22 protein-coding genes and 1 riboswitch are annotated in these 23,605 nt (G+C 72.4%); of the genes, 10 read left to right on the top strand and 12 right to left on the bottom strand.

What is annotated here, in order from left to right; translation table 11 throughout:
* Positions 1 to 172: 172 nt before the first annotated feature.
* Complete coding sequence (locus AB0G52_RS31005; RefSeq protein ID WP_132890834.1) at positions 173 to 1,015, top strand: YihY/virulence factor BrkB family protein; 843 nt, start codon at positions 173 to 175, stop codon at positions 1,013 to 1,015.
* Between the two features lie 115 nt (positions 1,016 to 1,130).
* Positions 1,131 to 1,628, top strand: coding sequence for a MarR family transcriptional regulator (locus AB0G52_RS31000; RefSeq protein WP_361340791.1), 498 nt, complete (start codon positions 1,131 to 1,133; stop codon positions 1,626 to 1,628).
* Here the strand turns inward: AB0G52_RS31000 and AB0G52_RS30995 are convergent.
* The 6 genes from AB0G52_RS30995 to AB0G52_RS30970 all read right to left on the bottom strand — a co-directional run bounded on the left by AB0G52_RS30995 (position 1,625) and on the right by AB0G52_RS30970 (position 7,459).
* Positions 1,625 to 3,382: a SpoIIE family protein phosphatase gene (locus AB0G52_RS30995; RefSeq protein WP_361340788.1), complete on the bottom strand. Its 1,758-nt coding sequence runs from the start codon at positions 3,380 to 3,382 to the stop codon at positions 1,625 to 1,627. The genes AB0G52_RS31000 and AB0G52_RS30995 overlap by 4 nt on opposite strands.
* On the bottom strand, positions 3,379 to 4,425 hold the full coding sequence (locus tag AB0G52_RS30990) for a SpoIIE family protein phosphatase (RefSeq protein WP_361340785.1): 1,047 nt from the start codon (positions 4,423 to 4,425) through the stop codon (positions 3,379 to 3,381). The genes AB0G52_RS30995 and AB0G52_RS30990 overlap by 4 nt, the downstream gene beginning before the upstream one ends.
* The gene (locus AB0G52_RS30985) at positions 4,422 to 4,871 is read right to left on the bottom strand and encodes an ATP-binding protein (protein ID WP_132890831.1); all 450 of its coding nucleotides are present in this window, start codon (positions 4,869 to 4,871) and stop codon (positions 4,422 to 4,424) included. Before AB0G52_RS30985 ends, AB0G52_RS30990 begins: the two co-directional genes overlap by 4 nt.
* Positions 4,868 to 5,281, bottom strand: a complete 414-nt coding sequence (locus tag AB0G52_RS30980; protein ID WP_361340782.1) for an STAS domain-containing protein — start codon at positions 5,279 to 5,281, stop codon at positions 4,868 to 4,870. The genes AB0G52_RS30985 and AB0G52_RS30980 overlap by 4 nt, the downstream gene beginning before the upstream one ends.
* Positions 5,278 to 6,168 carry an STAS domain-containing protein gene (locus tag AB0G52_RS30975; protein ID WP_361340779.1) on the bottom strand — a complete coding sequence of 297 codons (891 nt, stop codon included), beginning with the start codon at positions 6,166 to 6,168 and terminating at the stop codon, positions 5,278 to 5,280. Before AB0G52_RS30975 ends, AB0G52_RS30980 begins: the two co-directional genes overlap by 4 nt.
* Before the next feature lie 112 nt (positions 6,169 to 6,280).
* Positions 6,281 to 7,459, bottom strand: a complete 1,179-nt coding sequence (locus AB0G52_RS30970) for a PP2C family protein-serine/threonine phosphatase (RefSeq protein WP_165939443.1) — start codon at positions 7,457 to 7,459, stop codon at positions 6,281 to 6,283.
* A gap of 185 nt (positions 7,460 to 7,644) precedes the next feature.
* Here AB0G52_RS30970 and AB0G52_RS30965 point away from each other — a divergent pair, with 185 nt between their 5' ends.
* Complete coding sequence (locus tag AB0G52_RS30965; protein WP_132890827.1) at positions 7,645 to 8,079, top strand: MarR family transcriptional regulator; 435 nt, start codon at positions 7,645 to 7,647, stop codon at positions 8,077 to 8,079.
* Positions 8,080 to 8,346: 267 nt separating this feature from the next.
* Here the strand turns inward: AB0G52_RS30965 and AB0G52_RS30960 are convergent, their stop codons facing one another.
* On the bottom strand, positions 8,347 to 8,481 hold the full coding sequence (locus tag AB0G52_RS30960; protein ID WP_361340775.1) for a hypothetical protein: 135 nt from the start codon (positions 8,479 to 8,481) through the stop codon (positions 8,347 to 8,349).
* Positions 8,482 to 8,891: 410 nt separating this feature from the next.
* A riboswitch (SAM riboswitch) is annotated at positions 8,892 to 9,005 on the top strand.
* Between the two features lie 491 nt (positions 9,006 to 9,496).
* Here AB0G52_RS30960 and AB0G52_RS30955 point away from each other — a divergent pair.
* From AB0G52_RS30955 to AB0G52_RS30940, 4 genes are read left to right on the top strand one after another with little or no spacing between them, the layout of a single operon-like run.
* On the top strand, positions 9,497 to 11,116 hold the full coding sequence (locus tag AB0G52_RS30955; protein ID WP_361340772.1) for an ABC transporter substrate-binding protein: 1,620 nt from the start codon (positions 9,497 to 9,499) through the stop codon (positions 11,114 to 11,116).
* A gap of 3 nt (positions 11,117 to 11,119) precedes the next feature.
* On the top strand, positions 11,120 to 12,079 hold the full coding sequence (locus tag AB0G52_RS30950; protein WP_361340769.1) for an ABC transporter permease: 960 nt from the start codon (positions 11,120 to 11,122) through the stop codon (positions 12,077 to 12,079).
* On the top strand, positions 12,076 to 12,999 hold the full coding sequence (locus AB0G52_RS30945) for an ABC transporter permease (RefSeq protein WP_361340766.1): 924 nt from the start codon (positions 12,076 to 12,078) through the stop codon (positions 12,997 to 12,999). Before AB0G52_RS30950 ends, AB0G52_RS30945 begins: the two co-directional genes overlap by 4 nt.
* Positions 12,996 to 14,696 (top strand): ABC transporter ATP-binding protein, encoded by a 1,701-nt coding sequence (locus AB0G52_RS30940; protein ID WP_361340763.1) that lies wholly within the window; start codon positions 12,996 to 12,998, stop codon positions 14,694 to 14,696. The genes AB0G52_RS30945 and AB0G52_RS30940 overlap by 4 nt, the downstream gene beginning before the upstream one ends.
* A 170-nt stretch (positions 14,697 to 14,866) precedes the next feature.
* On the opposite strand, the gene pntB is transcribed toward AB0G52_RS30940, so the two are convergent.
* Both pntB and AB0G52_RS30930 read right to left on the bottom strand, forming a co-directional pair.
* Positions 14,867 to 16,333 carry a Re/Si-specific NAD(P)(+) transhydrogenase subunit beta gene (gene pntB / locus AB0G52_RS30935; protein WP_361340760.1) on the bottom strand — a complete coding sequence of 489 codons (1,467 nt, stop codon included), beginning with the start codon at positions 16,331 to 16,333 and terminating at the stop codon, positions 14,867 to 14,869.
* A 6-nt stretch (positions 16,334 to 16,339) separates the two neighbouring features.
* Complete coding sequence (locus tag AB0G52_RS30930; protein ID WP_361340757.1) at positions 16,340 to 17,896, bottom strand: Re/Si-specific NAD(P)(+) transhydrogenase subunit alpha; 1,557 nt, start codon at positions 17,894 to 17,896, stop codon at positions 16,340 to 16,342.
* A gap of 300 nt (positions 17,897 to 18,196) precedes the next feature.
* On the opposite strand from AB0G52_RS30930, the gene AB0G52_RS30925 reads away from it, so the two are divergent.
* Positions 18,197 to 18,859: a transglycosylase SLT domain-containing protein gene (locus AB0G52_RS30925; protein ID WP_132890821.1), complete on the top strand. Its 663-nt coding sequence runs from the start codon at positions 18,197 to 18,199 to the stop codon at positions 18,857 to 18,859.
* Here the strand turns inward: AB0G52_RS30925 and AB0G52_RS30920 are convergent.
* From AB0G52_RS30920 to AB0G52_RS30910, 3 genes are all read right to left on the bottom strand, one after another.
* Positions 18,853 to 20,091 carry a cytochrome P450 gene (locus tag AB0G52_RS30920; RefSeq protein WP_361340754.1) on the bottom strand — a complete coding sequence of 413 codons (1,239 nt, stop codon included), beginning with the start codon at positions 20,089 to 20,091 and terminating at the stop codon, positions 18,853 to 18,855. The two genes, AB0G52_RS30925 and AB0G52_RS30920, sit on opposite strands and share 7 nt — an antisense overlap.
* Before the next feature lie 72 nt (positions 20,092 to 20,163).
* Positions 20,164 to 20,607: an OsmC family protein gene (locus AB0G52_RS30915; RefSeq protein WP_132890819.1), complete on the bottom strand. Its 444-nt coding sequence runs from the start codon at positions 20,605 to 20,607 to the stop codon at positions 20,164 to 20,166.
* A gap of 26 nt (positions 20,608 to 20,633) precedes the next feature.
* A complete protein-coding gene (locus tag AB0G52_RS30910; RefSeq protein WP_132890818.1) occupies positions 20,634 to 21,368 on the bottom strand; it encodes a hypothetical protein in 735 nt (244 codons plus the stop codon).
* A 157-nt stretch (positions 21,369 to 21,525) separates the two neighbouring features.
* Here AB0G52_RS30910 and AB0G52_RS30905 point away from each other — a divergent pair, with 157 nt between their 5' ends.
* Both AB0G52_RS30905 and AB0G52_RS30900 read left to right on the top strand, forming a co-directional pair.
* Entirely contained in the window at positions 21,526 to 21,654 is a 129-nt protein-coding gene (locus AB0G52_RS30905) for a hypothetical protein (RefSeq protein ID WP_276207598.1), read from the top strand.
* A 96-nt stretch (positions 21,655 to 21,750) separates the two neighbouring features.
* On the top strand, positions 21,751 to 23,514 hold the full coding sequence (locus tag AB0G52_RS30900; protein WP_361340749.1) for an ABC transporter ATP-binding protein: 1,764 nt from the start codon (positions 21,751 to 21,753) through the stop codon (positions 23,512 to 23,514).
* The last annotated feature ends 91 nt before the right edge of the window (positions 23,515 to 23,605 follow it).

The following is a 23,605-nucleotide window of genomic DNA, read 5'->3' as shown; positions in this document are numbered from 1 at the left end:
GCGGAGGTGTGGGGGGAAGCAGACACAAGCGGAGGCGCGCGTCCTGCGCGCCTCACCACCTTCCTGCTCTCGATAAATAGATGTCTTACGACAACAGTCCCGCATCCACCCCCGCTATGGCAACCTGCCCGGGCGAGCTGCCCGAGGACAAAGAGGTGAGAGCATCCGTCCCATGGATGAAACCGACGGTCGCGCGGCCCGCTGGTGGGCGGCCCTGCGCCGTACACCGGTGGCGGTCTGGAACGACGACATCACGGACTGGGCAGCCGCGTTGACGTACTACGCGGTCCTCGCCCTGTTCCCGGTGCTGCTGGTGGTCCTGTCGATCGTGGGCCTGTCCATGCCGACGGCCCGGCCCGATGTCATCGACCGCATGTCGGAAGCCGTTCCGCTGGAGTCCCGTGCCCTGCTGCACAGCACCCTCGAGGAGATGGCCCGGCAGTCGTCGGCGGAATGGACGCTGGTCTTCGTCGGCGGGGCAGGTGCCCTCTGGTCGGGTTCCAGCTATCTGAGCGTCTTCCGCCGGGCGTTGCACGCCATGCACGGCGTCAGCGCGCACCGGCCGGTCTGGCGCACCGCTCCGCGCATCGTCATCACGGCGCTGGTCCTGATCACGCTGCTGGCCACGACCACCCTGGCGTTGTTCCTGACCGGCAGTCTGGCCCGGCGGCTCGGCCGGGTGCTGGATCTGGGCACCGGGCCGCAGGCCGTCTGGGACGCGCTGCGGTGGCCGGTGGTGGCCGTGGTGGCCGTCGCCCTGGTGCTCGTCCTCTACCGGTCGGGTCCGGCGTCCTCACGTCCGGTGCGGAAGATGGCGCCCGGCGGGGCGCTGGCGGTGGTGCTCGTACTGGCGGTCTCGTTCGGGTTCGCCGTCTACACCTCGCACGCCGGCACCTATCACCGCCTGTACGGTTCGCTGGCGGGCGTCGTGGTCTTCCTGGTGTGGCTGTGGCTGGCCAATCTGGCCCTGCTGTTCGGTGCGCAGTTCAACGCCGAGCTGTCGGCACGCTCGTGACCACGCCGGCCGCGGAGCACCCGCGGCCATGCCGGTTGTACTGCGCCTCTCCGGGTACAGCGATGGAATACGGGTGTCCCCGCAAACGCCTGGTCTCACTGAAAGCGATGTGTTCGTGACACTTCCCGGCGGAGCCGACGACCGCGCGGTGGGCTCGGTTGACGATCCGAGTGCGGACGCGCAGAAGATCTCCGATGCCGTCGAGCGCCTTGCGGACCTGTGGTCCATGGCCGCTCAGGAGTCGACGGTACGGTTCTCCCTCCATCAACTGCGGGCGCTGCAGACACTGGAGAGAGCGCCGGAGGTCAATGTCACCGGCCTGGCGGAGCGGATGGACATAGGGCTGCCCACCGCCAGCCGGCTGTGCGACCGGCTGGAGGCGGCGGGCATGCTGGAGCGTTCGCTGCATCCGCGCAACCGCCGCGAGGTGCGGTTGCGCCTCACCGGGCAGGGGCGCCGCGTCCTGGGCGAGGTGGCGTGCCGGCGCACCCAGGCCCTGGCCGGCGTGCTGGCCGCGATGGCACCCGCGGACCGTTCGGCGCTGATCCGCGGCATGAAAGGTTTCGCCTCGGCCCAGGGCGAGATGTCCGCGCGGCCTTCGCAGCGGCCCTAGGGACTGTCCTTCCTCGCGGGACCGGGTGTCACTCCGGTGGCCCGTTCGGGGGGGCGCACGGGACGGCACAGCAGGAGGCAGACGTCGTCGTCGCGTTCGGAGTCGTGCACCAGGGACTTGAGCAGCGACTCGGCGCACCCGTCGAGGTCCGCCAGGTCGGAGTCGCCCATCGCGGCCAGGGTCTGGCCGAGCAGTTCCACACCCGGGTCGATGCCCTGGGACCGCCGCTCCACCAGGCCGTCGGTGTACAGGACCAGGGTCGAGTCGGGCGGCAGTTCGACGGTGTGGTCCTCGTACTCGAACGGAAGCGGCACGCCGAGCATCACGCCCGGTCTGGTGTCCAGGACCCGTACGCTTCCGCCGGGCGCGCGCACCACGGCCGGCGGATGCCCGGCCGCCGCCCAGACGACCTGCGGGTCACCGGGCCGGAACCGGGCGATCACGGCGGTCGCGTACAGGTTCGGCTGCTGGTGGCAGAGCATGCGGTGCAGACGGGTGAGGATCCGGGCGGGGCTGTCGTCCTCGATCGCGTAGGCGCGCAGCGCGGTGCGCAGCTGCCCCATGATGACGGCGGCGCGCAGCCCGTGCCCGGTGACGTCCCCCACCACGGTCAGCAGGCTTCCGTCGGGCTGCGGGAAGGCGTCGTACCAGTCACCGCCGATGTTGAGACCTCGGGTGGCGGGAAGGTAGCGGGCCGCCAGATCCAGGCCCTCGGTGGCGGGCAGGTCGGTGAGCTGGGCCCGTTGGAGGGCTTCGGCGGTGTCCCGGTGCTGTTCGTAACGGCGTGCGTTGTCCAGGGCGATGGCGGTCCGGCGGGCCAGTTCGACCAGCATCACGCTGGTGTCCGCGTCGAAGCGGTCGCCTGGGGCGGTCAGGGTGAGCACGCCCGAGGTGTGGCGCACGGTGAGGGGGATGCACAGCAGCGGCCGGTCCGGGGAGAGCGCGGAGGGCGGCAGGTCGTCGACGCCCGGGAGCTCGCCGGGGCGGGGTCCGGCGTGCTGGGGACGGTCGCAGCGGGCGGCGGTGACCGCCGCCGCGGAGTGGGTGGCGGTCGGGGCGTCCGGCTCGTCGAAGAGCCATACGTCGACCTGACTCGCGTACTCGGGGACGAGCAGGTCGGGGAGGCAGCGCAGGATGGCCTCCTGGTCGAGGGAGGCGGTCACGGCGGCGCTGGCGTCGGCGAGGAAGTTCAGCAGGCGCCGAGCCTTCTCCGCCTCGCCGCGTGCGGCCCGTTCGGCTTCGAGCAGTTCCCGCTGGGTCCGCGCGGCGGCGTCGAGTTCGGCATGCAGGGCGAGCACACCCTGGTTGGTCTGGTGCAGTTCCTCGCGGTGCAGGCGCAACTGCTCCTCGGTCTCGTCCAGTTGCCGCAGGACGGCCGCGGTCCCCTCGTCGGCCGCCAGGACCGCCTCCGCGTGCGTGCCCTCGGGCGGCCCCTCGGGCTGGAGCGGGTCGCACGTCGGGGGGCCTGGGCAGGCCAGTGTCAGCTGCCAGGGCGTGCGGCCGGGCTCGGCGGAGACCGGTGCCACGACGGCGCGTACGAGGGTGGTCCCGTCGGCCGCCGACGGGTCGGCGGTGAGGGTGAGTTCGGCCCCGCCCCGGCCGAGGCTCTCGCGCACGCGGGTGGTGAGCGCGGTCAGGAAACGGGCCTGTTCGACCGCGGGCGCCCCGGCCGCGGCCGTGAGGCGCGCGGCGAGGACCCGGGCGCTCAGGGCATCGGCGGCCGAGGTGATTTTCCGGACGTACGGCTGGTTCACGGGCTCCCGGCCTGTCGGTCGGAGGTCAGGACGGCCACACAGGTGTCGTCGCGGCCCGGGCTGGCCGCGCTGCTGGCGTCCCGCAGGACGGTCGCGGCGACCACGGCCGGCTCGCGGGCGAGGAGGCCGGGGTCGTCGGGCGGCACCCACCGGCTGGGCAGCCCGTCGCTGTGCAGGACGAGCAGGCTGCCCGGCGTCCAGGGCAGCCGACGCTCGGGGACGGTCGCCGGGAACTGGGCGCCGACGATGCCCGGATGGGAGACGAGGTGCTGCCAGGAACCGGCGGTGCGCAGCCGGGCACCCACGTTGCCGACTCCGGCGAACGCGAACTCCCCGTCGGCGGTGTCCACCTGGGCCACGGCGACCGCGGCCCCGCGGGTGTCCCGGAGGGCCGGGTGCATGCGGCGCAGGATCTCGGCGGGCGGCAGGTGCGCGACCCGGTGCAGTTCCTCGACGGCGGCGCCGGAGGCGTGGGCGGCCTTGGCTCCGTGGCCGAGACCGTCGGCGAGCATGAAGGTGACCCGGGAGCCCGAGCGGGCACAGCTCCAGGCGTCCCCGGAGTGTTCGGCCTCCGCAAGGGGGATGTTGATCCCTCCGGTCCGGACGGCGGGCCGGTTCTCCTCCGGTCCGCCCCCCTGGTCGACCCGGGCCATGGCGACGGTGCCGCGCGGGGTGCTGTACAGGTCGAACGCGCTGGAGATGCGCCGGCAGGTGCCCAGGCCGGCGCCGAGGGACGCCTCGCTGGTGGTGTAGCCGTCCCGCATGGCCGCGCCGACGTCCCGGATGCCGGGGCCGTGGTCGAGGGTGACGAGCTGCACGGCCCGGCCGCGGCCGGCCGGTCCCGGGCGGTCGACGAGGTCGATCACCAGACGGCCGCCCCCGGCGTGCTTGAGCAGGTTGGTCGCCAGCTCGGTCGCCACCAGGGCCGCCACCGCGGTGCGGTGGGCGTCCAGGCGGGCATGGGCACTGGCGGTCTCGGCCGCCACCCGGGCGTCCCGTACCCGGGTGGAGTCGTGCACGGGGACGACCCAGACGCGCGTCATCCGGACCCCTGCCGGCCGGCGGGCACACCCGTGGCCCAGGCGACGAGGGTGACGACGGTGCCCTCACCGGGCTTGGTGTCGATGGTGAACTCGTCCACCAGGCGCCGGGATCCGCTGAGGCCCAGCCCGAGACCACCGCCGGTGGTGTAGCCGTCGGTCATCGCCAGCTCGACGTCGCGGATGCCGGGGCCCTCGTCCATGAAGGACAGTTTCAGACCACGCCGGGACCCGTTGGTCAGCGGGGTGATCGTCGCCTGCCCTCCCCCGCCGTGGATCAGGGTGTTGCGGGCCAGTTCACTGGCCGCGGTGACGATCTTCGTCTGCTGTACGAGCCCGAACCCCAGGCCGGCCGCGAACTGCCGCACCTGGTGACGCACCCATGCCAGGTCGGCGTCCGAGCCGATCGGCAGGCTCGTCGCCGTGGCGGAGTCGGAGGTCGGTGTCACGCCCACCCCGCACGGGTGCCCGGGGCGGCCGCGGAGGCGCCCTGCCGGAGCAGTTCGAGGGCGCGCTCGACGTCGAGCGCGGTCACCAGGCCGGGCAGTGTCAGACCCAGTTCGACCAGGGTGATCGCGACGGCGGGGCGCATCCCGCACACGACGGTACGGGCGGCCAGCAGGCGGGCGTTGGCGGCGATCTCGGCGATGACCCGGCCGAGGAACGAGTCGACGATCTCGACCCCGGAGACGTCGATGACCACACCGCTCGCCTCGCTGCCGGCGATGCGCTCGGTGATGTCCTGCTGGAGCTGTTCGGCCACGCTGTCGTGCAACTCCCCCTGGAGGGACACCAGCAGGATGTCGCCGAGTGCCAGCACGGGCACCAGGGCCGAGTGTCCGGGAAGGGTGCCGGTCATCGGGGGCTCGCACCGGCCGTGTGGGAGACCTCGATGCCCTGCCGGCCGAGCGCGTGGGCCAGGGCGTCGGCCAGGGAACTGCGGGTGAGCACCGAACTCAGGTCGATGCCGAGGTGCACGATGGTCTGCGCGATGGCCGGACGGATACCGGAGACGATGCACTCGGCCCCCATCAGGCGGGCCGCGGCGACCGTCTTCATGAGGTGCTGGGCCACCAGCGAGTCGACGGTGGGCACGCCCGTGATGTCGAGGATCGCGAACCGGGCCCGCTGCTCCACGATCGCGTTCAGCAGCGACTCCATGACCACCTGGCTGCGGGCGCTGTCCAGGGTGCCGATCAGGGGCACCGCGACGACACCCTCCCACAGGTTGATCACGGGGGTGGCCACTTCGAGCAGCTGCTGCCGCTGCCGGGCGATCAGCTCCTCACCGGCGTCGACCGTGGTCTCCATGATGACCAGGCTGAGCGTGCCCATCAGGACGGTCAGCGCGAGCCGGACCTCCTGCGCCTGGTCGCCGGGCAGGTCACACAGTGCGTCGCGGAGCATCTCGGCGGTCGTGACCCGCAGTCCGGCGGCCTCCTCCGCTATCTGGGCCGGGCTGAACCCGCTGCGGGCACGGGCGGCGGCCATCCGCCGGAGCTGCTCCCGCACGGAGTCGAAGCCCGGGGCCGCGATGCTGTCCAGCAGGCCGGCCGAGGCCACGTCCGCCAGCGCGTCCACGACGGCCTTGCAGGCCTCGACCGCCTCGTCGCGCGAGACGGTGAACACCGTCCTGAACAAGGGCGCGTCCGCCCATCGCTGGGCGATCTGCTCGCGATGGCCTTCCAGGAAGGCCGTCAGCTCCCGCGCCGCCGACTCGGCCGCTGGCTGTTCCGGCACCTGCATCGTCTCCCTCGACCTCATGTCGTTGCGCCAGGACCGGCGCAATCAATGTCGTTCATTGCCGCAGGACAAATATTCCACATGGCAAACACCTCCCCCGTACGGCCACAGCGGCTCAGCGCCCGTGCCAGTCCAGGCAGACCACCAGGGCGTCGTCCTGCGGGACGGACTGCCCGCGGTGCCCGGTCAGCTCCCGCAGGATGGCGCGCGGCACCTCCGCTGCCGGCAGCAGCCGTGTGGACATGATCGCCCTGGCCAGGGCGGCGTCGCCGTACGCCTCCCCCTGCGGCGAGGCCACCGAGTACACCCCGTCGCTGACGAAGACCAGCCGGTCGCCCGGTTCCGCCTGGAAGTCCTGGACCACGTAGTCGGTCTCCTCGAACATCCCCAGCGGAAGCTGCGCCTCGAAGGTGACCTGCTCGACCACTCCGTCGCGCAGCCGCAGCAGCCGCGGGGAACCCGCGTCCACCACCTTCGCCCGGCCCGTCGCCAGCTCGAAGTCGAACATCAGCACCGAGAGGTAGCAGCGCCCCTGGTAGTGGGCGTACACCGCCTGGTCGGCCAGCGCGGCCTGGTCGTCGATGGCGAGGCCGGCCCGCCTGGCGTTGCGGAGCGCGTTGATGGCGAGGTTCGTCAGCAGGGACGCTTCTATGCCCTCGCCCATGCCGTTGGTGACGTAGAGCATGAGGTGGTCCGCGGTGGCGGACCAGTCGAAGTTGTCACCGAAGATCGCGTAGGCGGGCTCCAGCTGCGCACCGAGTTCGTACTCGGGGCGCGCGCAGGAGCGGCCCGGCAGGAGCTGCCACTGCATCTCGGCGGCCAGGGTCAGCCGGTCCTTGCGCCGTGCGCGCAGGTACACGTCCGTGTCACGCTCGGCGACGACGATCTCATGGCCGAGCACCTCGGCGATGTCGGCCAGCTCACCCAGCAGGCCGGGCGCGTCCTCCCCGTCCGGCAGAGTGACGCACAACACGCCCAACCGGTCGCCACGCACGGTGACCGGCAGATGGACGCGTACGGCACCCCCGGGAGCGGGCTCCACGAGGGGTTCCTGGGCCCCGAAGGCACGGCCCACGGGGCCGCTGTGCACCGGCACCGGCTCCGCGGTGCTCGGCAGCGAGGACACCGGCTGCAGCACGGTCAGGCCGTAGTCGGCCAGCAGCAGCTCCACGGACGTCGCGGCGTACTCCTGTGCGAGCACTCTGCGCACGACGTCGAGCAGCTCATGTGGGGCCGCCGTGCGCAGAGCGCGTTCAGCGGTCACAAATCTCTTCACGATTGTAAATACACCCATCCTCCGTCGGACGCACACGAGCCTTGCACACGCGGCAGGGCTTTCCGTGCCGCGTCGTGCCGGGTCGTCCGAACCATCTGTTGCAGCAACCGGCACCTAGTACGCTGAAAGACGTCCCAGGTGCCTGCGAGAGTGTGACGGTGACTGTCTTCCGCCCCCGCCCCGAACCAGTCGAGGTAGCACGCGTGACCTTGACGGCGGTGGAGTTGCTGGAAGTCCTGTGGGGCCGGGCCTCGACCGCGCCGGCTTCGCCCTCCCAGATGCGCGTGCTGCTGATGCTGGAGCACCAGGACGGGATCAATCTGCGCACCCTCGCCGACTCGCTCGCCTCCACGCCCCCGTCCACCAGCCGGCTCTGCGACCGACTGGTGGCCGCCGGCTTCGTCGAGCGCGTGGTCAGCCCTGCGGACCGGCGCGAGGTACGACTCCATCTCAGTGACCGGGGCCGCGTCTTCCTCGACGACCTGCGTGCACGCCGGGAGCAGGAACTCCAGGCGGTGCTGGAGCTGATGCCCGCCGCGAAGCGGACCGCGCTACTGGAGGGGCTGGAGGCGTTCTGCGACACGGCGGCGCTGCAGATACACAGCGACGAGCCGCGTGCCGGGGGCCGGACGGCCTGAACGCCTTCCGAGGCCACCGATCGCGTCGACACGTCGGGGCTCGGGCGGCCAGCACACGGAGCGACCTCCGCCCACCAGAACATCGCAAGTTCCTTCCCGCGCAATGCGACTCGGTTACTTTGTTGCCTCACACCCATAGTTGTCAAATGGCAACAGTCGGGCCCGGGGCCTCCCTTGTCTGGTACCCCCGAATCACCGTCTCTGCCTGTGGCCAACGTCTCGGAGGGGGGAGCCGACCTGGGAAACGCACGAGGCCGGTGCCGCACGTCAGGCGGGCAGCAGGCCTTCGCTCAGGCGCGACACGTGCAGCTGGGAGACGCCGCGACGAGCACCTGTCAACACCGCGATCCCCGGAACATCCGCCTTCTGCCCGGCGGCCGGCACGGTCGTCGTTCCCCTCATGCGTCCCTCCCGGTCGTCCGGCCTCGTCGGCACCGGTTGCTGGTCCCGCTAGGAGGCGCTTACCCCCACCGCCCACGGCCATGCCCCGAACCGACGCGACGGACGGGCGCGGGAGCGGCCACACCGGGTGTTCTTGACATGCGCCGGGGCGGCCGAGTGTGGACTTCTGCCGCACCCGCTCGGCCGTCTGTCCTCTCCGCGCCGCTGACCCCTGCCCGGCCCGCGCCGCGGTCTCCCCGTCTTGCCGCGCGCCTGGCGCCGCGAAGGGCGGGCGAAGGCGGCGTCGCACGGCTGGTCGCCGCGCGAGGCCGTCATCGAGCTCGGCCCGCAGCGCGGCCGGCACCCTCACGGCACCGAACGTCCCTGTGTGGCATTGACGTTCGACAAGTCCGCTCCGTAGCATCTCGATCGGCATTGAGTGTCAGCGTCAAGCCCTGGCTCGCTGACCGGCAACCCTCCCGCGCGGTGGGGTGCTCCAGGTGAAAGCCCGGCGGGGTCACCGACGATCACCGCAAGCGCGTGGCCCCGGTGGCGGGGCCGGAGACGGGGAGGGACCGGTATGCACAGCGATCATGCGGCGGTCGCCTCCTGCGCCGGTGCCATGCCGTTCTCCCGGCTCTCCCGCCGACGCCACATCGACCTCAAGCGCTCGACCAGCTGCCTCTGTCGCACGACACGCTGTCGCTGACGAGCAGGCCCCCGGTCCGCTGACAAGCCGTCGCTGACCAGCCCCCCGACCGGCCACCGCGACGGCCGGGCCCCTCGCGCGGCATCCACAGGTCGGCACCCGGACCGCCGCCAGGCACCGGCCTCCCGGCTCCCGGCTCCCGCGTGGCAGTCCGCTGCCCGTTCTCCCGCCACCGCGCCCGGTGGCGTCCTCCCGACCACCGTCTGATCAGCGCTTTCCCCCGGCCGGCGCCGACCGGCCGGGGCGCACGTCCGTCCCCGCACGACGTGCCGCGCTCCCGACGCCAGGCACCCGGTGCCCGGTGACACGAGTAGGAGAAAACCCTCCGTGACCGCACTTCCGGTATTCAGATCATCCCGTTGGGCGCCGCTGGCCGCCCTGCTGACCACCAGCGTGCTGCTGACCGCCTGTGGTGCGGGCGACGGCGGTTCCGGCGGCGCGAGCAGCCGGCCGAAGTCCGGCGGCACCCTGACCTTCGCGGTGGGATCCGACTCCGGCTGCGTGGATCCGCAGCAGGTCGGCAGCAACGACACCATCTACTCGGTCCGTCAGATCGTGGACTCGCTGACCGACCAGGACCCGAGGACCGGCAAGATCGTGCCCTGGCTGGCCCGGAGCTGGGACATCAACTCCGACGCCACCCGGTTCACGTTCCGTCTGCGCCCGGGCGTCACCTTCAGCGACGGGTCGAAGCTGACGGCGCAGGTGGTCAAGGACAACTTCGACGCGGTGCCGAAGCTCGGCGCCCTGGGCACCCTGGCCCAGGGTTACCTCAGCGGTGTCAAGAGCACCACCGTGGTCGACCCGCTCACCGTGCAGGTGACCTTCGCGCAGCCCAACGCACAGTTCCTGCAGGCGACTTCGACTCACTCACTGGGCATCGAGTCGTCGGCGAGCGTGCACCGCACCCCGCAGCAGAAGTGCAGCGACGGGGTGGTGGGATCGGGGCCGTTCGTGCTGAAGGGCTACGTGCAGAACCAGTCGATCACCCTGGCCAGGCGGACCGGGTACGCCTGGGGATCCGGTCTGTGGGCCAAGAAGGGCGAGGCCTACCTGGACAAACTGGTCTTCAAGGTGGTACCGGAGGCGGGCGTACGCGCCGGCAGCCTCCAGTCCGGTCAGGTCGACGCGATCAGCAGCGTCGGCAGGGCCAACGAGGCCGCGCTCAAGGGCGGCCGGGTCACGCTCGCCCGCCGGGCCAACCCCGGGGTGGTGTTCGGTCTGGGTCTCAACAACGCCAGTCCCCTGCTGAAGGACGCCAGGGTGCGGCAGGCACTCCAGGTCGCGGTCGACCGCAAGCAGATCGCCGACACCGTCTTCCCGACCGGCACCCGGCCGGCCGGCAGCGTCCTGGCGCACACCACCCCTGACTACACCGACCTGTCCGCGGACCTGACCACGGACCCGGCCAAGGCGAAGTCCCTGCTGGACCAGGCCGGTTGGAAGACGGGAGGTGACGGCTTCCGTACCAAGGGCGGCAGGAGGCTGAGCCTGACCATCACCTGGTTCCCCAACGCGGCCACCAACCAGCCCGCGCTGGAACTGGTCCAGCAGCAGCTGAAGGCCGTAGGGATCGACGTGGTGCTGAAGCAGCTCCCGGTCACCCAGTTCGCGACGACCCTGCAGGCCGGTGACTTCGACGTCGTGTGGGGCAACGTGACCCGGTCGGACCCGGACATCCTGCGCACCTCGTTCTCCACACAGCTGGCCAACTTCTACCATCTGACCGCCAGTTCGCTGGACACCGTGCTGTCCCAGCAGGCCGCGACGACCGATGCCGCCAAGCGCGCGAAGCTGGTCGCCGAGGCGCAGCGGCTGATCGTCCAGAACGCGTACGACGTGCCGGTGGTGGAGTTGCAGACCCAACTGGGCGTGTCCACGAAGGTGCACGACCTGGACTTCGACTCGGGCAGCCGGATCCAGCTGCACGACACCTGGATCGGCTAGCCCGTGCGCCGCTATGTGATCAAACGGCTCGCGCAGGCGGTCGGGGTGCTGTGGGCGGCCTACACGGTGTCGTTCCTGGTGCTGGACTTCCTGCCCGGTGACCCGGTCTCCGCGATGGCCGGCGCCGGGATGGACTCGGGACAGGTCGACCCGGCCCAGCTCGCGGCGCTGCGGCACGAGTACGGCTTCGACAAGCCGGTCCTCGTGCAGTACGCCGAGTACCTCGGGCGGGCGGTGCGCGGGGATTTCGGCGACGCCGTCTCCAGCGGCCGCCCGGTCACCTCCGTCATCGGCGCCGCGCTCCCGGGGACGCTCCAGCTCACGGGGGCCGCGCTGCTGCTCGCGGTGGTGTTCGGCGGCGGACTCGCGGTGGTGGCGACGTACGCCTCGCAGCGGTGGTTGCGGCAGCTGTTGCTGTCGCTGCCTCCGCTGGGGGTGTCGGTACCCACCTTCTGGGTGGGGCTGCTGCTGGTCGAGGCGTTCTCGTTCCGGCTGCACTGGTTCCCCGCGTTCGGCAACGACGGGCTGCGGGGCCTGGTGCTGCCGGCGCTGACGCTGGCCGTGCCGACCGGGGCGCTGGTCGCCCAGGTGCTGGCCAAGAGTCTGCTCACGGCGCTGGACCAGGCCTATGTGGAGACCGCACGGGCCAAGGGCGCCGGGCGCCCGCGGGTGCATCTGCGGCATGCGCTGCGCAACGCGTCACTGCCCGCGCTCACGGTCGTCGGGCTGCTGGTCGGGCAGCTGGTCGCCGGCTCGGTGGTCGTGGAGACGGTGTTCTCGCGGGACGGCCTCGGCCGGGTGACCGCGGCGGCCGTGACCGCCCAGGACATTCCGCTGGTGCAGGGGGTGGTGGTGTTCGGCGCGCTGATCTTCGTGGCGACGAACCTGGTCGTCGACCTCGTCTACCCGCTGCTGGATCCCCGGATCGTGGTGGCCCCGGACAGGAGGGCGGGCTTCGCATGAGTCAGAGCGTTGTCGACGACGCGGCGGACGCCGCCCTCGGCCTCACCCGGCCCGTCGAGGCCGGTCCCCCGCGGGCACCGGGCCGCCCCGGCGGGCCGCGGCGGGTGCTGCGGTTCCTGGTGCGCCGCCCCGGACTGCTGCTGTCCGTCGCGGTCCTGGTGCTGGTGGTGCCGGCGGCCTTCTGGCCGGAGCTGTTCACCTCCCAGGACCCGTTGCGGGGGGTGCCGGCCGACAACTTCCGCGGTCCGGGCGGCAGTCACTGGTTCGGTACCGACGAACTCGGCCGTGACGTGTTCTCCCGGGTGGTGTACGGCGCCCAGCTCTCCCTGAAGGCGACGCTGATCGCGGTCCTGGTGGCGTTCGTGGTCGGCGGACTGCTGGGCACGGCCGCCGGGTTCGTGGGCCGGTGGGTGGACGACGTGCTGATGCGGTTCGTCGACGTGCTCCTGTCCATCCCGGCGCTGTTCCTGTCCCTGGCCCTCGTCACCGCGCTCGGCTACGGGACGGTGAAGGTCGCGGTCGCGGTCGGCATCGCGAGTGTCGCCTCGTTCGCCCGGGTGGCCCGTGCCGAGGTGCTGAGGGTGCGGCAGGCGGTGTTCGTGGAGGCGTCCCGCTCCTGCGGGTCCCGCTGGTACTCGGTCCTCGGCCGGCACGTGCTGCCCAACGCGGCCGGTCCGGTGATCGTGCTGGCCACCCTGGACTTCGGCTCCTCGATCCTGGCCGTGTCGGCGCTCAGCTTCCTCGGCTACGGCGCGCCGCCGCCGGCCCCGGAGTGGGGCACGTTGATCTCCGACGGCCGCAACTACCTGGCCAACGCCTGGTGGCTGACCGCGCTGCCCGGTCTGGCCGTCGCCGCGACCGTGCTGGCCACCAACCGGATCGCGCGGGCGCTGGACGGCGCATGGGACCGGCAGCGATGAGCGGCGCACACGAGAACGGCGAGGACGTGACCACACCACTGCTCAGCATCCGCGGCCTGTCCGTGTCCTACCGCACCCGGGGCGGCACGGTGCCGGCGGTGCGAGGTGTCGACCTGGACGTCTGGCCCGGTCAGGTGACCGCCGTGGTCGGCGAGTCGGGTTCCGGCAAGAGCACCACGGCACACGCCGTCATCCGGCTGCTGGCCGCGAACGGCACCATCGACGCGGGCACGATCGGCTTCGGCCGGCATGATCTCGCCACCCTGTCGGAGGCGGAGCTGCGGACCGTGCGCGGCGCCCGGATCGGGCTGGTCCCGCAGGATCCGACGGTCTCGCTCAACCCGGTCAAGCGGGTCGGTGAGCAGGTCGCCGAGGTGCTGCGGATCCACGGCCGGGCGACCCGGCGGTCGGCGGCGGCCGAGGCGGTCGCGGTGCTGGACCGGGCCGGGCTGGCGGACGCGGCGGTCCGGGCCCGGCAGTACCCGCACGAGCTGTCCGGCGGTATGCGGCAACGGGTGCTGATCGCCATCGCCATCGCCGCGGGGCCGGAACTGATCATCGCCGACGAGCCGACCAGCGCGCTCGACGTGACCGTGCAGCGCGTCATCCTCGACCACCTCCAGCGGCTGGCCGAGGAGTCGGGCACCGCGGTCCTGCTGGTCACCCACGACCTCGGGGTGGCCGCCGACCGGTCCCAGCGGCTGGTGGTCATGGAGCGGGGCAGGGTCGTGGAGGCGGGCAAGACCCGCTCCGTGCTGGCCGACCCGCAGCACGAGTACACCCGGCGGCTGCTGGCGAGCGCGCCCAGCGCGACCACGGCCGCGCCCCGCAACCCGGTGGCGGCCCGCACCCCGGTGGCGGTCGGCGCCGCGGACCCGGCCACCGTCCCGCTGGTGGAAGTCCGCGACCTGGTCAAGGAGTTCCGGCTGCCCCGCGCCGGCGGCGAGGCCCGCACCCTGCGCGCGGTCGACGGCGTCAGCCTCACGCTGCCCCGCGGCCGGACCCTCGCCCTGGTCGGGGAGTCGGGCTCGGGCAAGTCCACCACCGCCCGTCTCGTGCTCAGGCTGGCCGACCCCACCTCGGGACAGGTCCTCTTCGACGGCGCCGACGTCACCACCGCAGGGGCCGGTCGGGTCAGGGAGCTGCGCCGCCGGGCCCAGTTGGTCTACCAGAACCCGTACGCCTCCCTGAACCCGCGGTTCTCGATCGGCGACGTCGTCACCGAGCCGCTGCGCGCCTTCAAGGTCGGCGACCGCGCCTCCCGGCTCGACCGGGCCCGCGAGCTCCTGGACCGGGTCGCCCTGCCCGCCGCGACGCTGGAGCGCCGCCCGGCGGAGCTGTCGGGCGGACAGCGCCAGCGGGTGGCGATCGCGCGGGCCCTCGCGCTCTCCCCCGACCTGGTGGTGTGCGACGAACCGGTCTCCGCGCTGGACGTCTCCGTCCAGGCCCAGGTGCTGGAGCTCCTGGCGGAGTTGCAGGACCGGACGGGGGTGGCCTACCTGTTCATCTCGCACGACCTGGCCGTCGTGCGGCAGATCGCGCACGAGGTGGCCGTGATGCGGGCCGGGCGGGTGGTCGAGACGGGACCGCCCGAGGCCCTGTTCACCACGCCGCGCCACGCGTACACCCGCGAGCTGCTCGCGGCGATCCCCGGCGGCCGGGTCCCCTCCCCCGCCGCCGAACCCGCCACGGGCTGAGGACCGGCGTCACGCGAGCACGCCCGCCGTCCCGGGCCGGCGTCCCGCCGCCGGTGCGGCGGGCACCACCGGGGCCGCGCGGGCGTACGGTGAGCCGTGCTCCGCGGCCGTCCGTGCGCCCCCGGGTGCACAGCCGTGAGCCGTCGGCCCGGAGGCGTCCGAGGGCCACCTCAGCGGGGGGCCGTGGTCTGCCGGCGGGCGGACGACGTCGGTGTCCGGTGGTCGTCCGGGCCGAGCGCCCGCAGGATGTCCTCGACGCTCTGCCTGGCGTCGCCGAAGAGCATGCTGCTGTTGTCGCGGAAGAACAGCGGGTTCTGGACGCCCGCGTAACCGGCGGCCATGGAGCGTTTGAAGACGACGACGTGCTCCGCCTCCCAGACCCGCAGCACCGGCATGCCGGCGATGGGGCTCGCCGGGTCGTCCGTCGCGGCCGGGTTGACGGTGTCGTTGGCGCCGATGACCAGCACGACCGAGGTACTGGCGAAGTCGTCGTTGATCTCGTCCATCTCCAGGACGATGTCGTACGGGACCTTCGCCTCGGCCAGCAGCACGTTCATGTGCCCCGGCAGGCGTCCGGCGACCGGGTGGATGCCGAACCGGACCTCGACGCCCCGCTCCCGCAGTCTGCGGGTCAGCTCGGCCACCGGGTGCTGGGCCTGGGCGACGGCCATGCCGTAGCCGGGGGCGATGACCACCGACCGGGCCCGCGCGAGCGCCTCGGCCGCTTCCGCGGCCCGGATCTCGCGGTGCTCCCCCTGCGCGTCCTCGCCTCCCGAGGGCGCCTCGATGCCGAAGCCGCCCGCGATGACGGAGAGGAAGGACCGGTTCATCGCCTTGCACATGACGTACGACAGGTAGGCACCGGAGGAGCCCACCAGCGCCCCCGTGACGATGAGCAGGTTGTTGTCGAGCAGGAAGCCGGCCGCGGCCGCCGCCCAGCCCGAGTAGCTGTTCAGCATCGACACGACGACGGGCATGTCCCCGCCGCCGATCGAGGCGACCAGGTGCCAGCCCAGTACCAGCGCCAGCACGGTCACCGCGCTCATCAGTGGCAGGTTCGGACTGACCGTGAACCAGACGGTCAGGGCCACGAAGGCGGCGAGCGCACCGAGGTTCAGCGCGTTCTTGCCCGGCAGCGTGAGGGGACGGGACCTGATGCGCGCGGAGAGCTTCAGGAACGCGACGACCGAGCCGGTGAAGGTGACCGCGCCGATGAAGACGCCGATGACCACCTCCGCGTGGTGGATGCCCAGCAGGTCGGCGCCGACCCGGGTCCCCGCGTCGCCGTGCGACTCCACCTCCAGGAAGCTGTTCCAGCCCACCAGCACCGCGGCCAGGCCGACGAAGCTGTGCAGTACCGCGATCAGTTCGGGCATCTGCGTCATCTCGACGCGCCGGGCCCGCCACAGCCCGAGCCCCGCGCCCAGCACCATCGCCAGCACGATCAGGGTCACCGCGCCGGCGGTGATGCTCCGAGCGGCCACCACGACGGTGGCGACCAGGGCGAGGGCCATGCCGGCGATGCCGTAGCCGACGCCCGCGCGGGAGGTGCGGTGCTGGGAGAGCCCGGCGAGGCTGAGGACGAACAGCAGGGCGGCGACCAGGTCCGCAGCGTGCGATGCCGTCGAGGAGGTCATCTCGGCTCAGCCTTTCGAGAACATCGACAGCATGCGGCGGGTGACGGCGAAACCTCCGAAGATGTTCACGCTCGTCAGCAGGATCGCCACGAAGGACAGCGCGGTGACGATCCGGCTCTCGTGCCCGATCTGCAGCAGGGCACCGATCACGACGATCCCGGAGATCGCGTTGGTCACCGACATCAGGGGCGTGTGCAGCGCGTGGTGCACCTTGCCGATGACGTAGTAGCCGATCACCACGGCCAGCGCGAACACCGTGAAGTTCCCGGCCAGTCGGGCGGGTGCGAAGGCGACCACGAGGAACAGCGCGAGCATGCCGAGGCCGGTCAGTGCGAGGCGTCGCGCCGGCGTGAGCCGCGGCTGCCTCGGCCGGGGCGCGGGGGACGGGGGCCCGGTCGGCGCGGCGGGCGCGGCCGAGACCGCCACGGGCGGCGGCGGCCAGGTGACCTCGCCGTGCCGTACGACGGTCACGGCACGCTGCACCGGGTCGTCGAAGTCGATGACCGCCCGTCCGTCCCTGCCGGGCGTGAGCAGCTTCAGCAGGTTCGCCAGGTTGGTCCCGAACAGTTGCGAGGCCTGTGCGGGCAGCCGGGAGGCCAGGTCGGTGTAGCCGATGAGGGTGACGCCGTTGTCGGTGACGACCGCACGTCCCGGCACGGTGCCCTCGACGTTGCCGCCCTGGCCGGCGGCCATGTCGACGACCACGCTGCCCGGTTTCATGGCGGCCACGTCCTCGGCGGTCAGCAGGCGCGGCGCCGGGCGGCCGGGGACCAGCGCGGTGGTGATCACGATGTCCACGTCCCGGGCCTGGTCGTGGTAGAGCTCGGCGGCGGCGCGGTCGTAGTCGGCGGAGGTCGCCCGGGCGTAACCGTCGGTGCCCGCCTCCTGGGCGACGTCCACCGGCAGGTACTCGCCGCCCAGCGACCTCACCTGGTCGGCCACCTCGGGACGCGGATCGGTGGCCCGGACCACCGCGCCGAGGCTGCAAGCGGCGCCGATCGCCGCGAGACCGGCCACCCCGGCGCCGGCGACCAGCACCTTCGCCGGGGGCACCTTCCCGGCGGCGGTGACCTGACCGGTGAAGAAGCGGCCGAAGACGTGCGCGGCCTCGATGACCGCCCGGTACCCGGCGATGTTCGCCATCGAGGACAGCACGTCCATCGACTGGGCGCGCGAGATACGGGGTACCGCGTCCAGGGCGAGCGCGGTCACCCCGGCCCGCGCGAGTGCCGTGAGCAGTTCCGGTGACTGGGCGGGGGCCAGCAGGGCGACCACCGTGGCGCCCCGCCGCAGCCGGGCGATCTCGGTGTCGGAGGGCGGGTTCACTTTCAGGACCAGGTCGGCGTCCCAGGCGACGCCGGCCTCGGCGCCCGCGTCGAGATAGGCCTGGTCGCCGAAGCCGGAGGCCGCTCCGGCCCCGGACTCCACCACGACCTGGTAGCCGAGGCCCAGCAACTGGCGCACGGTCGCGGGTGTGGCCGCGACGCGGGTCTCGCCGGGGGCGGACTCGGCCACGACGCCGATGCGCTGGGGTGAGTGGTGCGCGGATTCGTGTGCAGACATGTCTTCTGTTGTCACCTCAGGAGGCGGGTTCGACGGGTCCGCGGTCGAAGGGCGGCCACGGGACAGGTGCCCGTGACGAGGACCGTAGGAACCTACCCGCCGGAGTCACCCCGTCAGACAGCACGACCGAGGTGCGTCGGCCGCCCATGGTTGGTTTTGAGGCGTGTGAGTATCCACACGTCTCCTGTGATTGCGCCGGCCGGGCAAGCGCGCAAGAGTATGCCAACCGTGTCACCCAGCAAGCGAGATGTTTTCGACGGTCACCCCGCCCGGGTGTCCGGGCGCAGGGGAGGAAAGCGCGTGAGCCGTTTGTCGGTCCGGGGACTCGCGGTCGTCTCGGCCACCGCGGTCACCGCTGTCGGAAGCGTCGCCGGGGCGGCCTCGGCCAGCAGCACCCACGACGGCGGCACGCCGGCGCCGGCGGCCGACGCCTCCCTCCTCCAGGACATTCCCGTGGGCCGCCAGGCCCAGGTGCAGTCGGCGACCGTGACGCGGCAGGCCGAGGCGATGGCCGTCCAGGCGGACGCGAGCGCCCGGAAGACCGCGGAGCAGACCGCCCGGGCCGCGGCGGCCAGAGCAGCGGAGGCCAAGCAGGCCGAGGCCAAGAAGCGCGCGGCGGCGAAGGCCGCGGCCGGTGATCCCTCGGCGAGCTTCCCGGTCCAGAGCTCCTACACCGTGGCGCAGCTCAAGGCGATCGCCGCGCAGATCGTGGGCAGCGGCCAGTTCCAGTGCTTCAGCAACATCGTGGACCACGAGTCCACCTGGAACTATCTGGCGGTCAACTCCTCGTCCGGCGCCTACGGTCTCGTCCAGGCGCTGCCCGGCTCCAAGATGGCCTCCGTGGCCGCCGACTGGCGGACCAACCCGGCCACCCAGATCAAGTGGGGCCTGAACTACATGAACACCACCTACGGCAGCCCCTGCCAGGCCTGGGCGTTCTGGCAGGTCCACCACGCCTACTGACCGGCGTCACCGGGCGGGGTCCGGGCGGGGGTCTCCCACCGCACGTGCAGGGTGGGCGGCTTGCGGAACACCAGGCCGTGCGGCGTGGCGGGCCGTCGCGGGTCGAGCCGGAGGCCGGGCAGGCGTTCGAGGAGGCGCTGGAGGGCGATACGGGTCTCCAGGCGGGCCAGGTGCGCGGCGAGGCAGTGGTGCGGGCCGTGGGCGAAGGCCAGTTGGAGACGGGCCTCGGCGCGGCGGACGTCGAAACGGTCCGGGTCGGAGAAGACGGCCGGGTCGCGGTTGGCGCCCGTCAGGGAGACGCTGACCAGGTCGCCGCGGCGGACGGCGGCGGGTCCTACGACGGTGTCGCGGGTGGCGTAGCGGTCCACCACCGCCGCGCCGGGCTCAAGGCGCAGCGACTCCTCGACGGCTCCGTCCAGCAGTCCGTAGTCGGCTTGCACCAGGGCGAGTTGGCCGGGGTTCCGGAGCAGGTGGAGCAGGGCGTTGGTGATCATCGCCTCGGTCGTCTCGATGCCGCCGAACATCAGGACGGCGGCGTTGGAGGCCACTTCGGGCAGGTCCAGCCGTTCGGCGGCGGCGACCAGGAGCGAGGAGGCGCGCCGGTCGGCGACCGTGGCCTCGACGGCGGCCCGCAGCTGTCCGTACGCGGCCGGGCCGGCCGGGCCCGCCTCCAGTCCCGCGGTGATGTCCGAGACCGACCGCACGATGGCGTCGTACCAGGACAGGACCGTGCCGGTGGTCGTCCCGACCAGTCCGAGCGCCTCGGTGACGACGGCCACGGCGAGCGGGCCGGCGAAGTCGCGGCGCAGTTCGGCGGTGCCCGCCGCTTCCAGTCCGGTGAGGAGACGGTCGGTCTCCCGTTCTATGAAGCCGGCGAACCCGTCGTGCACCCTGCGGGGCCGGAACGGGGCCGCGAACGGGTCCCGGTGACGGGCGTGCGCCGCTCCGTCCAGGGACAGCATGCTCGGCCCGACGACCTGGGCGGTGGTGAAACGGGGGTCGTCGACGGTGAAGGTGTCGGAGTCCCGCATCACGTGGAGCGCGAGGTCGCGGCGGGTGACCAGCCAGCCGTTCAGCTCGGGCAGCCACGACACCGGCTCGTGGGCGCGCAGCAGGGCCAGGCGCGGGTGCGGGTCCCGGGCGAGTTCGGCGAGCGTGGTCGAGGCGCCGAGGGGGAACGCGGCACGGGTGGCCGGCGCGCCGTCCGGCCCGGACGAGGGAGAACCGTTCACGCGCCATCGTAACCACGGTCCGGCGGCCCGGCGGTGGCGGGCCGGGTGGTCGGCGGCGTGCGCCGCCCGTGCTCAGAGGTCCCTCGGCGGGTCGTCCTCGATCGACACGGTCACCGGCGTCCCGGACTCGATGGTGCGGCTGACGGTGCACAGGCGGTCGTGGGAGACGGCGATCGCGCGGGGCGCGATGGCGCGGGCCCGGTCGCCCGCCGCGCCCTCGGGGAAGGTGATGTGGAAACCGACGGCGAGGTCGGTCATGCGGTTGCCGTTCTCGTCGGCGACCTTGTGGCCGCTGACGGTGACCGTGAAGGCGGTCGGTTCCGTGTGGCGGCTGGTGGAGACGTCGACGTCGGCCGCCGTGCAGCCGCCGAGCGCGGCGAGCAGCAGTTCCACCGGGGTGAACTCGGTGCCGTCGCCGGTGCCGAAGGCGATCGTGCCGCCGCGCGCGTTCGTCGCGGTGTAGCGGCCGGTGGCGGTGCGCTCGACCGTCACGCGCCGCAGGGATTCTTCGCTCATGCGAGAAACCTAGATCAGCGCCGCGGTCAGCGCAGGATGTTGACGGCCCGTGCCACCACCAGGACCACCGTCACCAGGGAGACCGAGGACTGGAGCATCATCAGCATCTTGGCCCAGCGCGACAACGGCATCACGTCGGTCGGGCTGAAGGCCGTGGAATTGGTGAAGGACAGGTACAGGTAGTCCAGGAAAGCCGGTTCCCAGTCCGCGGGCGCGGTCTCGGGGCTCTGCATCTGCACGAAAAGGAAGTCCGCGTACTGCTGTCGGCCGCACACCCGTGCCATCGGTCCGCCCCGGTCCCATTCCCAGTACCAGAGGGCGAACACGATCACGTTCGTCAGCCAGATTCCGCCGCCGGTCAGCAGCAGGGGTCCGGCGTCCTCGCCCTCGGTGCCGTTCACGAGGCCCACGACCAGGCGGACGGCAGACCAGCCGTTGGCGAGGCTGATCAGGCCCATCAGGGCCAGTCCCACCAGGCGCAGCCATCGGGTACGGGGCTCCACCCGTCGCGGGTTCCCGGCGATCAGGCCGGCCAGCAGCACGAACTCCAGGACCGGCATGAGCCAGTACGGCTGGAGGGCGAGCCGGTGCGGCAGCATCAGCTGGAGGGCCACGGCCACCAGGATCACGGCGGTCACGGCCCACCGGGGCTCGCCCTGGGTCGCCCTGCGCCACGCGGGCACCACGTCGCGCTCGCCGGTCCCCAGCCGCCGCTCGATCCTGGCCAGCCGGTTCTCGGCGTCGCTCATACGGTCGTTCATGCCGGTCATTGTCCCAAAGCGGGCCGTCGGCGGGCCTGTTGTGTTTTCGGTAAGGGAATTTCATCGGACGCTCAACCTGCCTCCTGAATGGCGGAACCGCGACCGCCGTATTCCTGTGTGAACCGCGCTCGACCGAATGAGACAAGGAGAAGAAGCCATGTCCTTCGCGAAGATCACACTGGCCAAGAAGGCCAAGAAGAAGGAAGTGGGGTGTGCCGCCAAGGAGGCGCATCACAAGCACCACCACAAGAAGCACCACCGCAAGCACAAGAAGCACGCCAAGTAACGCGACCGCCGGACGGCGCCGGGGCCGGACCGCCTTCCCCCGGGGAGGCGGAGCGGTCCCGGCGCCGTCCACGGAGTCAGGGAGTACCGGCCGGTCATGGCTGACGCCGCACCGTTCGACCTGTCCGCCCCCGCCCGCCCCGCCGCGGCCGCTCCGGTGCGGACGCGCCACGCCCGGCTCTCGCCGTGGGCCGCGTTCCGTGCGTTCTGGCCCCTGGTCAGCGGCAACCGCGCCGCCGTCCTGGTGTCGGCGCTGCTCCTGATCGTGTCGGCCGGGTGCGACGCGGCCGCGATCGGCATCGCCGGGCAGCTCACCGACGACGTGCTCACGCCCGGCGACCTGGGCGCCTTCTGGGATCCCGCGCTCCTGTGGCTGGCCCTCGCCGGGGCGGGGGCCGTCGCCTCCGCGGCCGGCGGCTGTCTGGCGGGGTGGACCAGCGAGCACTTCCTCCTCGGCCTGCGGGACCGGGTCTTCGGGCATCTCCAGCAGTTGCCGCCCGACACCCTGGCCCGCTACGGCACCGGCGACCTCGTCTCCCGGCTGACCGGCGACGTCGAGGCGGTCGAGACGCTGGTGGCGTCCGCGCCCGTGGAACTGCTCACCTCCGCGGTCAGCGCCCTCGTCTTCGCCGCCGCCGCCCTGCGCACGAGCTGGCGGCTGGCCCTGATCACGTTCGCCGCCGCGCCGCTGATCTGGCTCGGCGCCCGGGTGTTCGGCACCCTGATGCGCACCGCGACCCGCGCGGAACGCGACAGCAACGGACGGCTGGCCTCGCTGCTGGAGGAGAGCCTCGCCAACATGCCCCTCGTCCAGGCCTACAGCCGCCAGCAGGCCGAGCACGCCAAGGTGCACCGCGAGGGGCGGAACTGGATGCGGGCCGGGCTGCGGCAGATCCGGCTGTCCTCGGTGTACGGCCCGCTCGGTGAACTGCTGGAGACGGTGAGCGTGCTGACCGTCATCGGCGCCGGCGCCTGGCAGATCTCCGCACACCACCTGAGCACCGGCGGGCTCCTCGCCTTCGCCGCCTACCTCGGCTATCTCCACCCACGCCTGCAGGAACTCGGTGAACTGGTCGTCGGCGCGTCCTCGGCCACCGCCGCCTGCGAACGCCTCGTCGAGGTCCTGCACACCGGCCCACCGGGCCACCCGACGTCCACGACCGCTCCCGCCGTCCCGCCGGCGCCCGTCCGCGGAGCGGTCACCTTCGAGGACGTCGGGTTCGCCTATCCCGGCGGGCGGCGTCCCGTGCTCGACCGGGTCCACCTGGAGGTGCCGCCCGGTCTGCTGGTCGCGGTGACGGGGCCGAGCGGCGCGGGCAAGTCCACCCTGGCCGCCCTGCTGCTGCGCTTCCTCGAACCCACCCGCGGCCGCATCCTGCTCGACGGCCAGGACATCGCCGCGCTCCCGGTCGACGAAGTACGCGGTCACATCACCCTGTTGCCCCAGGAGAGCATGCTCTTCGACGGGACGGTCCGCGAGAACATCCGCTACGGCAGGCCGGACGCCACCGACGCGCAGGTACGCGCCGCCGCCGTGGCCGCCGACGCCCATGACTTCGTGACAGCGCTTCCCGACGGCTACGACTCCCCCGTCGGCAGACGCGGCAACGCCCTCTCCGGCGGCCAGCGGCGGCGCGTCGCCCTGGCCCGCGCCATGCTGCGGGACACCCCCGTGCTGGTGCTGGACGAACCCACCACAGGCCTCGACGACTCCGCGACGGCCCGCATCATGGGTCCGCTGCGTCGGCTCACCGCGGGCCGCACCACCGTCCTCATCACCCACGACCTTCGACTGATCATGCAGGCCGACCTCGTCCTGCACCTCGACGACGGAACCGCGACTCTTCGAACGGGGCGCTAGGTGTGCTGTTCGGACAGGTTGGTGACGCGGCTGGCTGGGGGTTGGCCTCCGATGCCGGTGTGGGGTCGGTGGTAGTTGTACCAGTGAAGCC

The sequence above is a fragment of the Streptomyces sp. NPDC021562 genome, from assembly GCF_040640875.1.
In the GTDB taxonomy this organism is placed as follows: Bacteria; Actinomycetota; Actinomycetes; order Streptomycetales; family Streptomycetaceae; genus Streptomyces.
This window is presented reverse-complemented; position numbering and strand designations above follow the sequence as displayed.

Coding starts and splice junctions, on each gene's coding strand:
- AB0G52_RS31005 (WP_132890834.1), top strand. CDS start 173: ATGGATGAAACCGACGGTCGCGCGGCCCGCTGGTGGGCGGCCCTGCGC.
- AB0G52_RS30990 (WP_361340785.1), bottom strand. CDS start 4,425: ATGACGCGCGTCTGGGTCGTCCCCGTGCACGACTCCACCCGGGTACGG.
- AB0G52_RS30980 (WP_361340782.1), bottom strand. CDS start 5,281: ATGACCGGCACCCTTCCCGGACACTCGGCCCTGGTGCCCGTGCTGGCA.
- AB0G52_RS30975 (WP_361340779.1), bottom strand. CDS start 6,168: ATGCAGGTGCCGGAACAGCCAGCGGCCGAGTCGGCGGCGCGGGAGCTG.
- AB0G52_RS30970 (WP_165939443.1), bottom strand. CDS start 7,459: ATGGGTGTATTTACAATCGTGAAGAGATTTGTGACCGCTGAACGCGCT.
- AB0G52_RS30960 (WP_361340775.1), bottom strand. CDS start 8,481: ATGAGGGGAACGACGACCGTGCCGGCCGCCGGGCAGAAGGCGGATGTT.
- AB0G52_RS30945 (WP_361340766.1), top strand. CDS start 12,076: ATGAGTCAGAGCGTTGTCGACGACGCGGCGGACGCCGCCCTCGGCCTC.
- AB0G52_RS30940 (WP_361340763.1), top strand. CDS start 12,996: ATGAGCGGCGCACACGAGAACGGCGAGGACGTGACCACACCACTGCTC.
- pntB (WP_361340760.1), bottom strand. CDS start 16,333: ATGACCTCCTCGACGGCATCGCACGCTGCGGACCTGGTCGCCGCCCTG.
- AB0G52_RS30930 (WP_361340757.1), bottom strand. CDS start 17,896: ATGTCTGCACACGAATCCGCGCACCACTCACCCCAGCGCATCGGCGTC.
- AB0G52_RS30915 (WP_132890819.1), bottom strand. CDS start 20,607: ATGAGCGAAGAATCCCTGCGGCGCGTGACGGTCGAGCGCACCGCCACC.
- AB0G52_RS30910 (WP_132890818.1), bottom strand. CDS start 21,368: ATGAACGACCGTATGAGCGACGCCGAGAACCGGCTGGCCAGGATCGAG.
- AB0G52_RS30905 (WP_276207598.1), top strand. CDS start 21,526: ATGTCCTTCGCGAAGATCACACTGGCCAAGAAGGCCAAGAAGAAGGAA.
- AB0G52_RS30900 (WP_361340749.1), top strand. CDS start 21,751: ATGGCTGACGCCGCACCGTTCGACCTGTCCGCCCCCGCCCGCCCCGCC.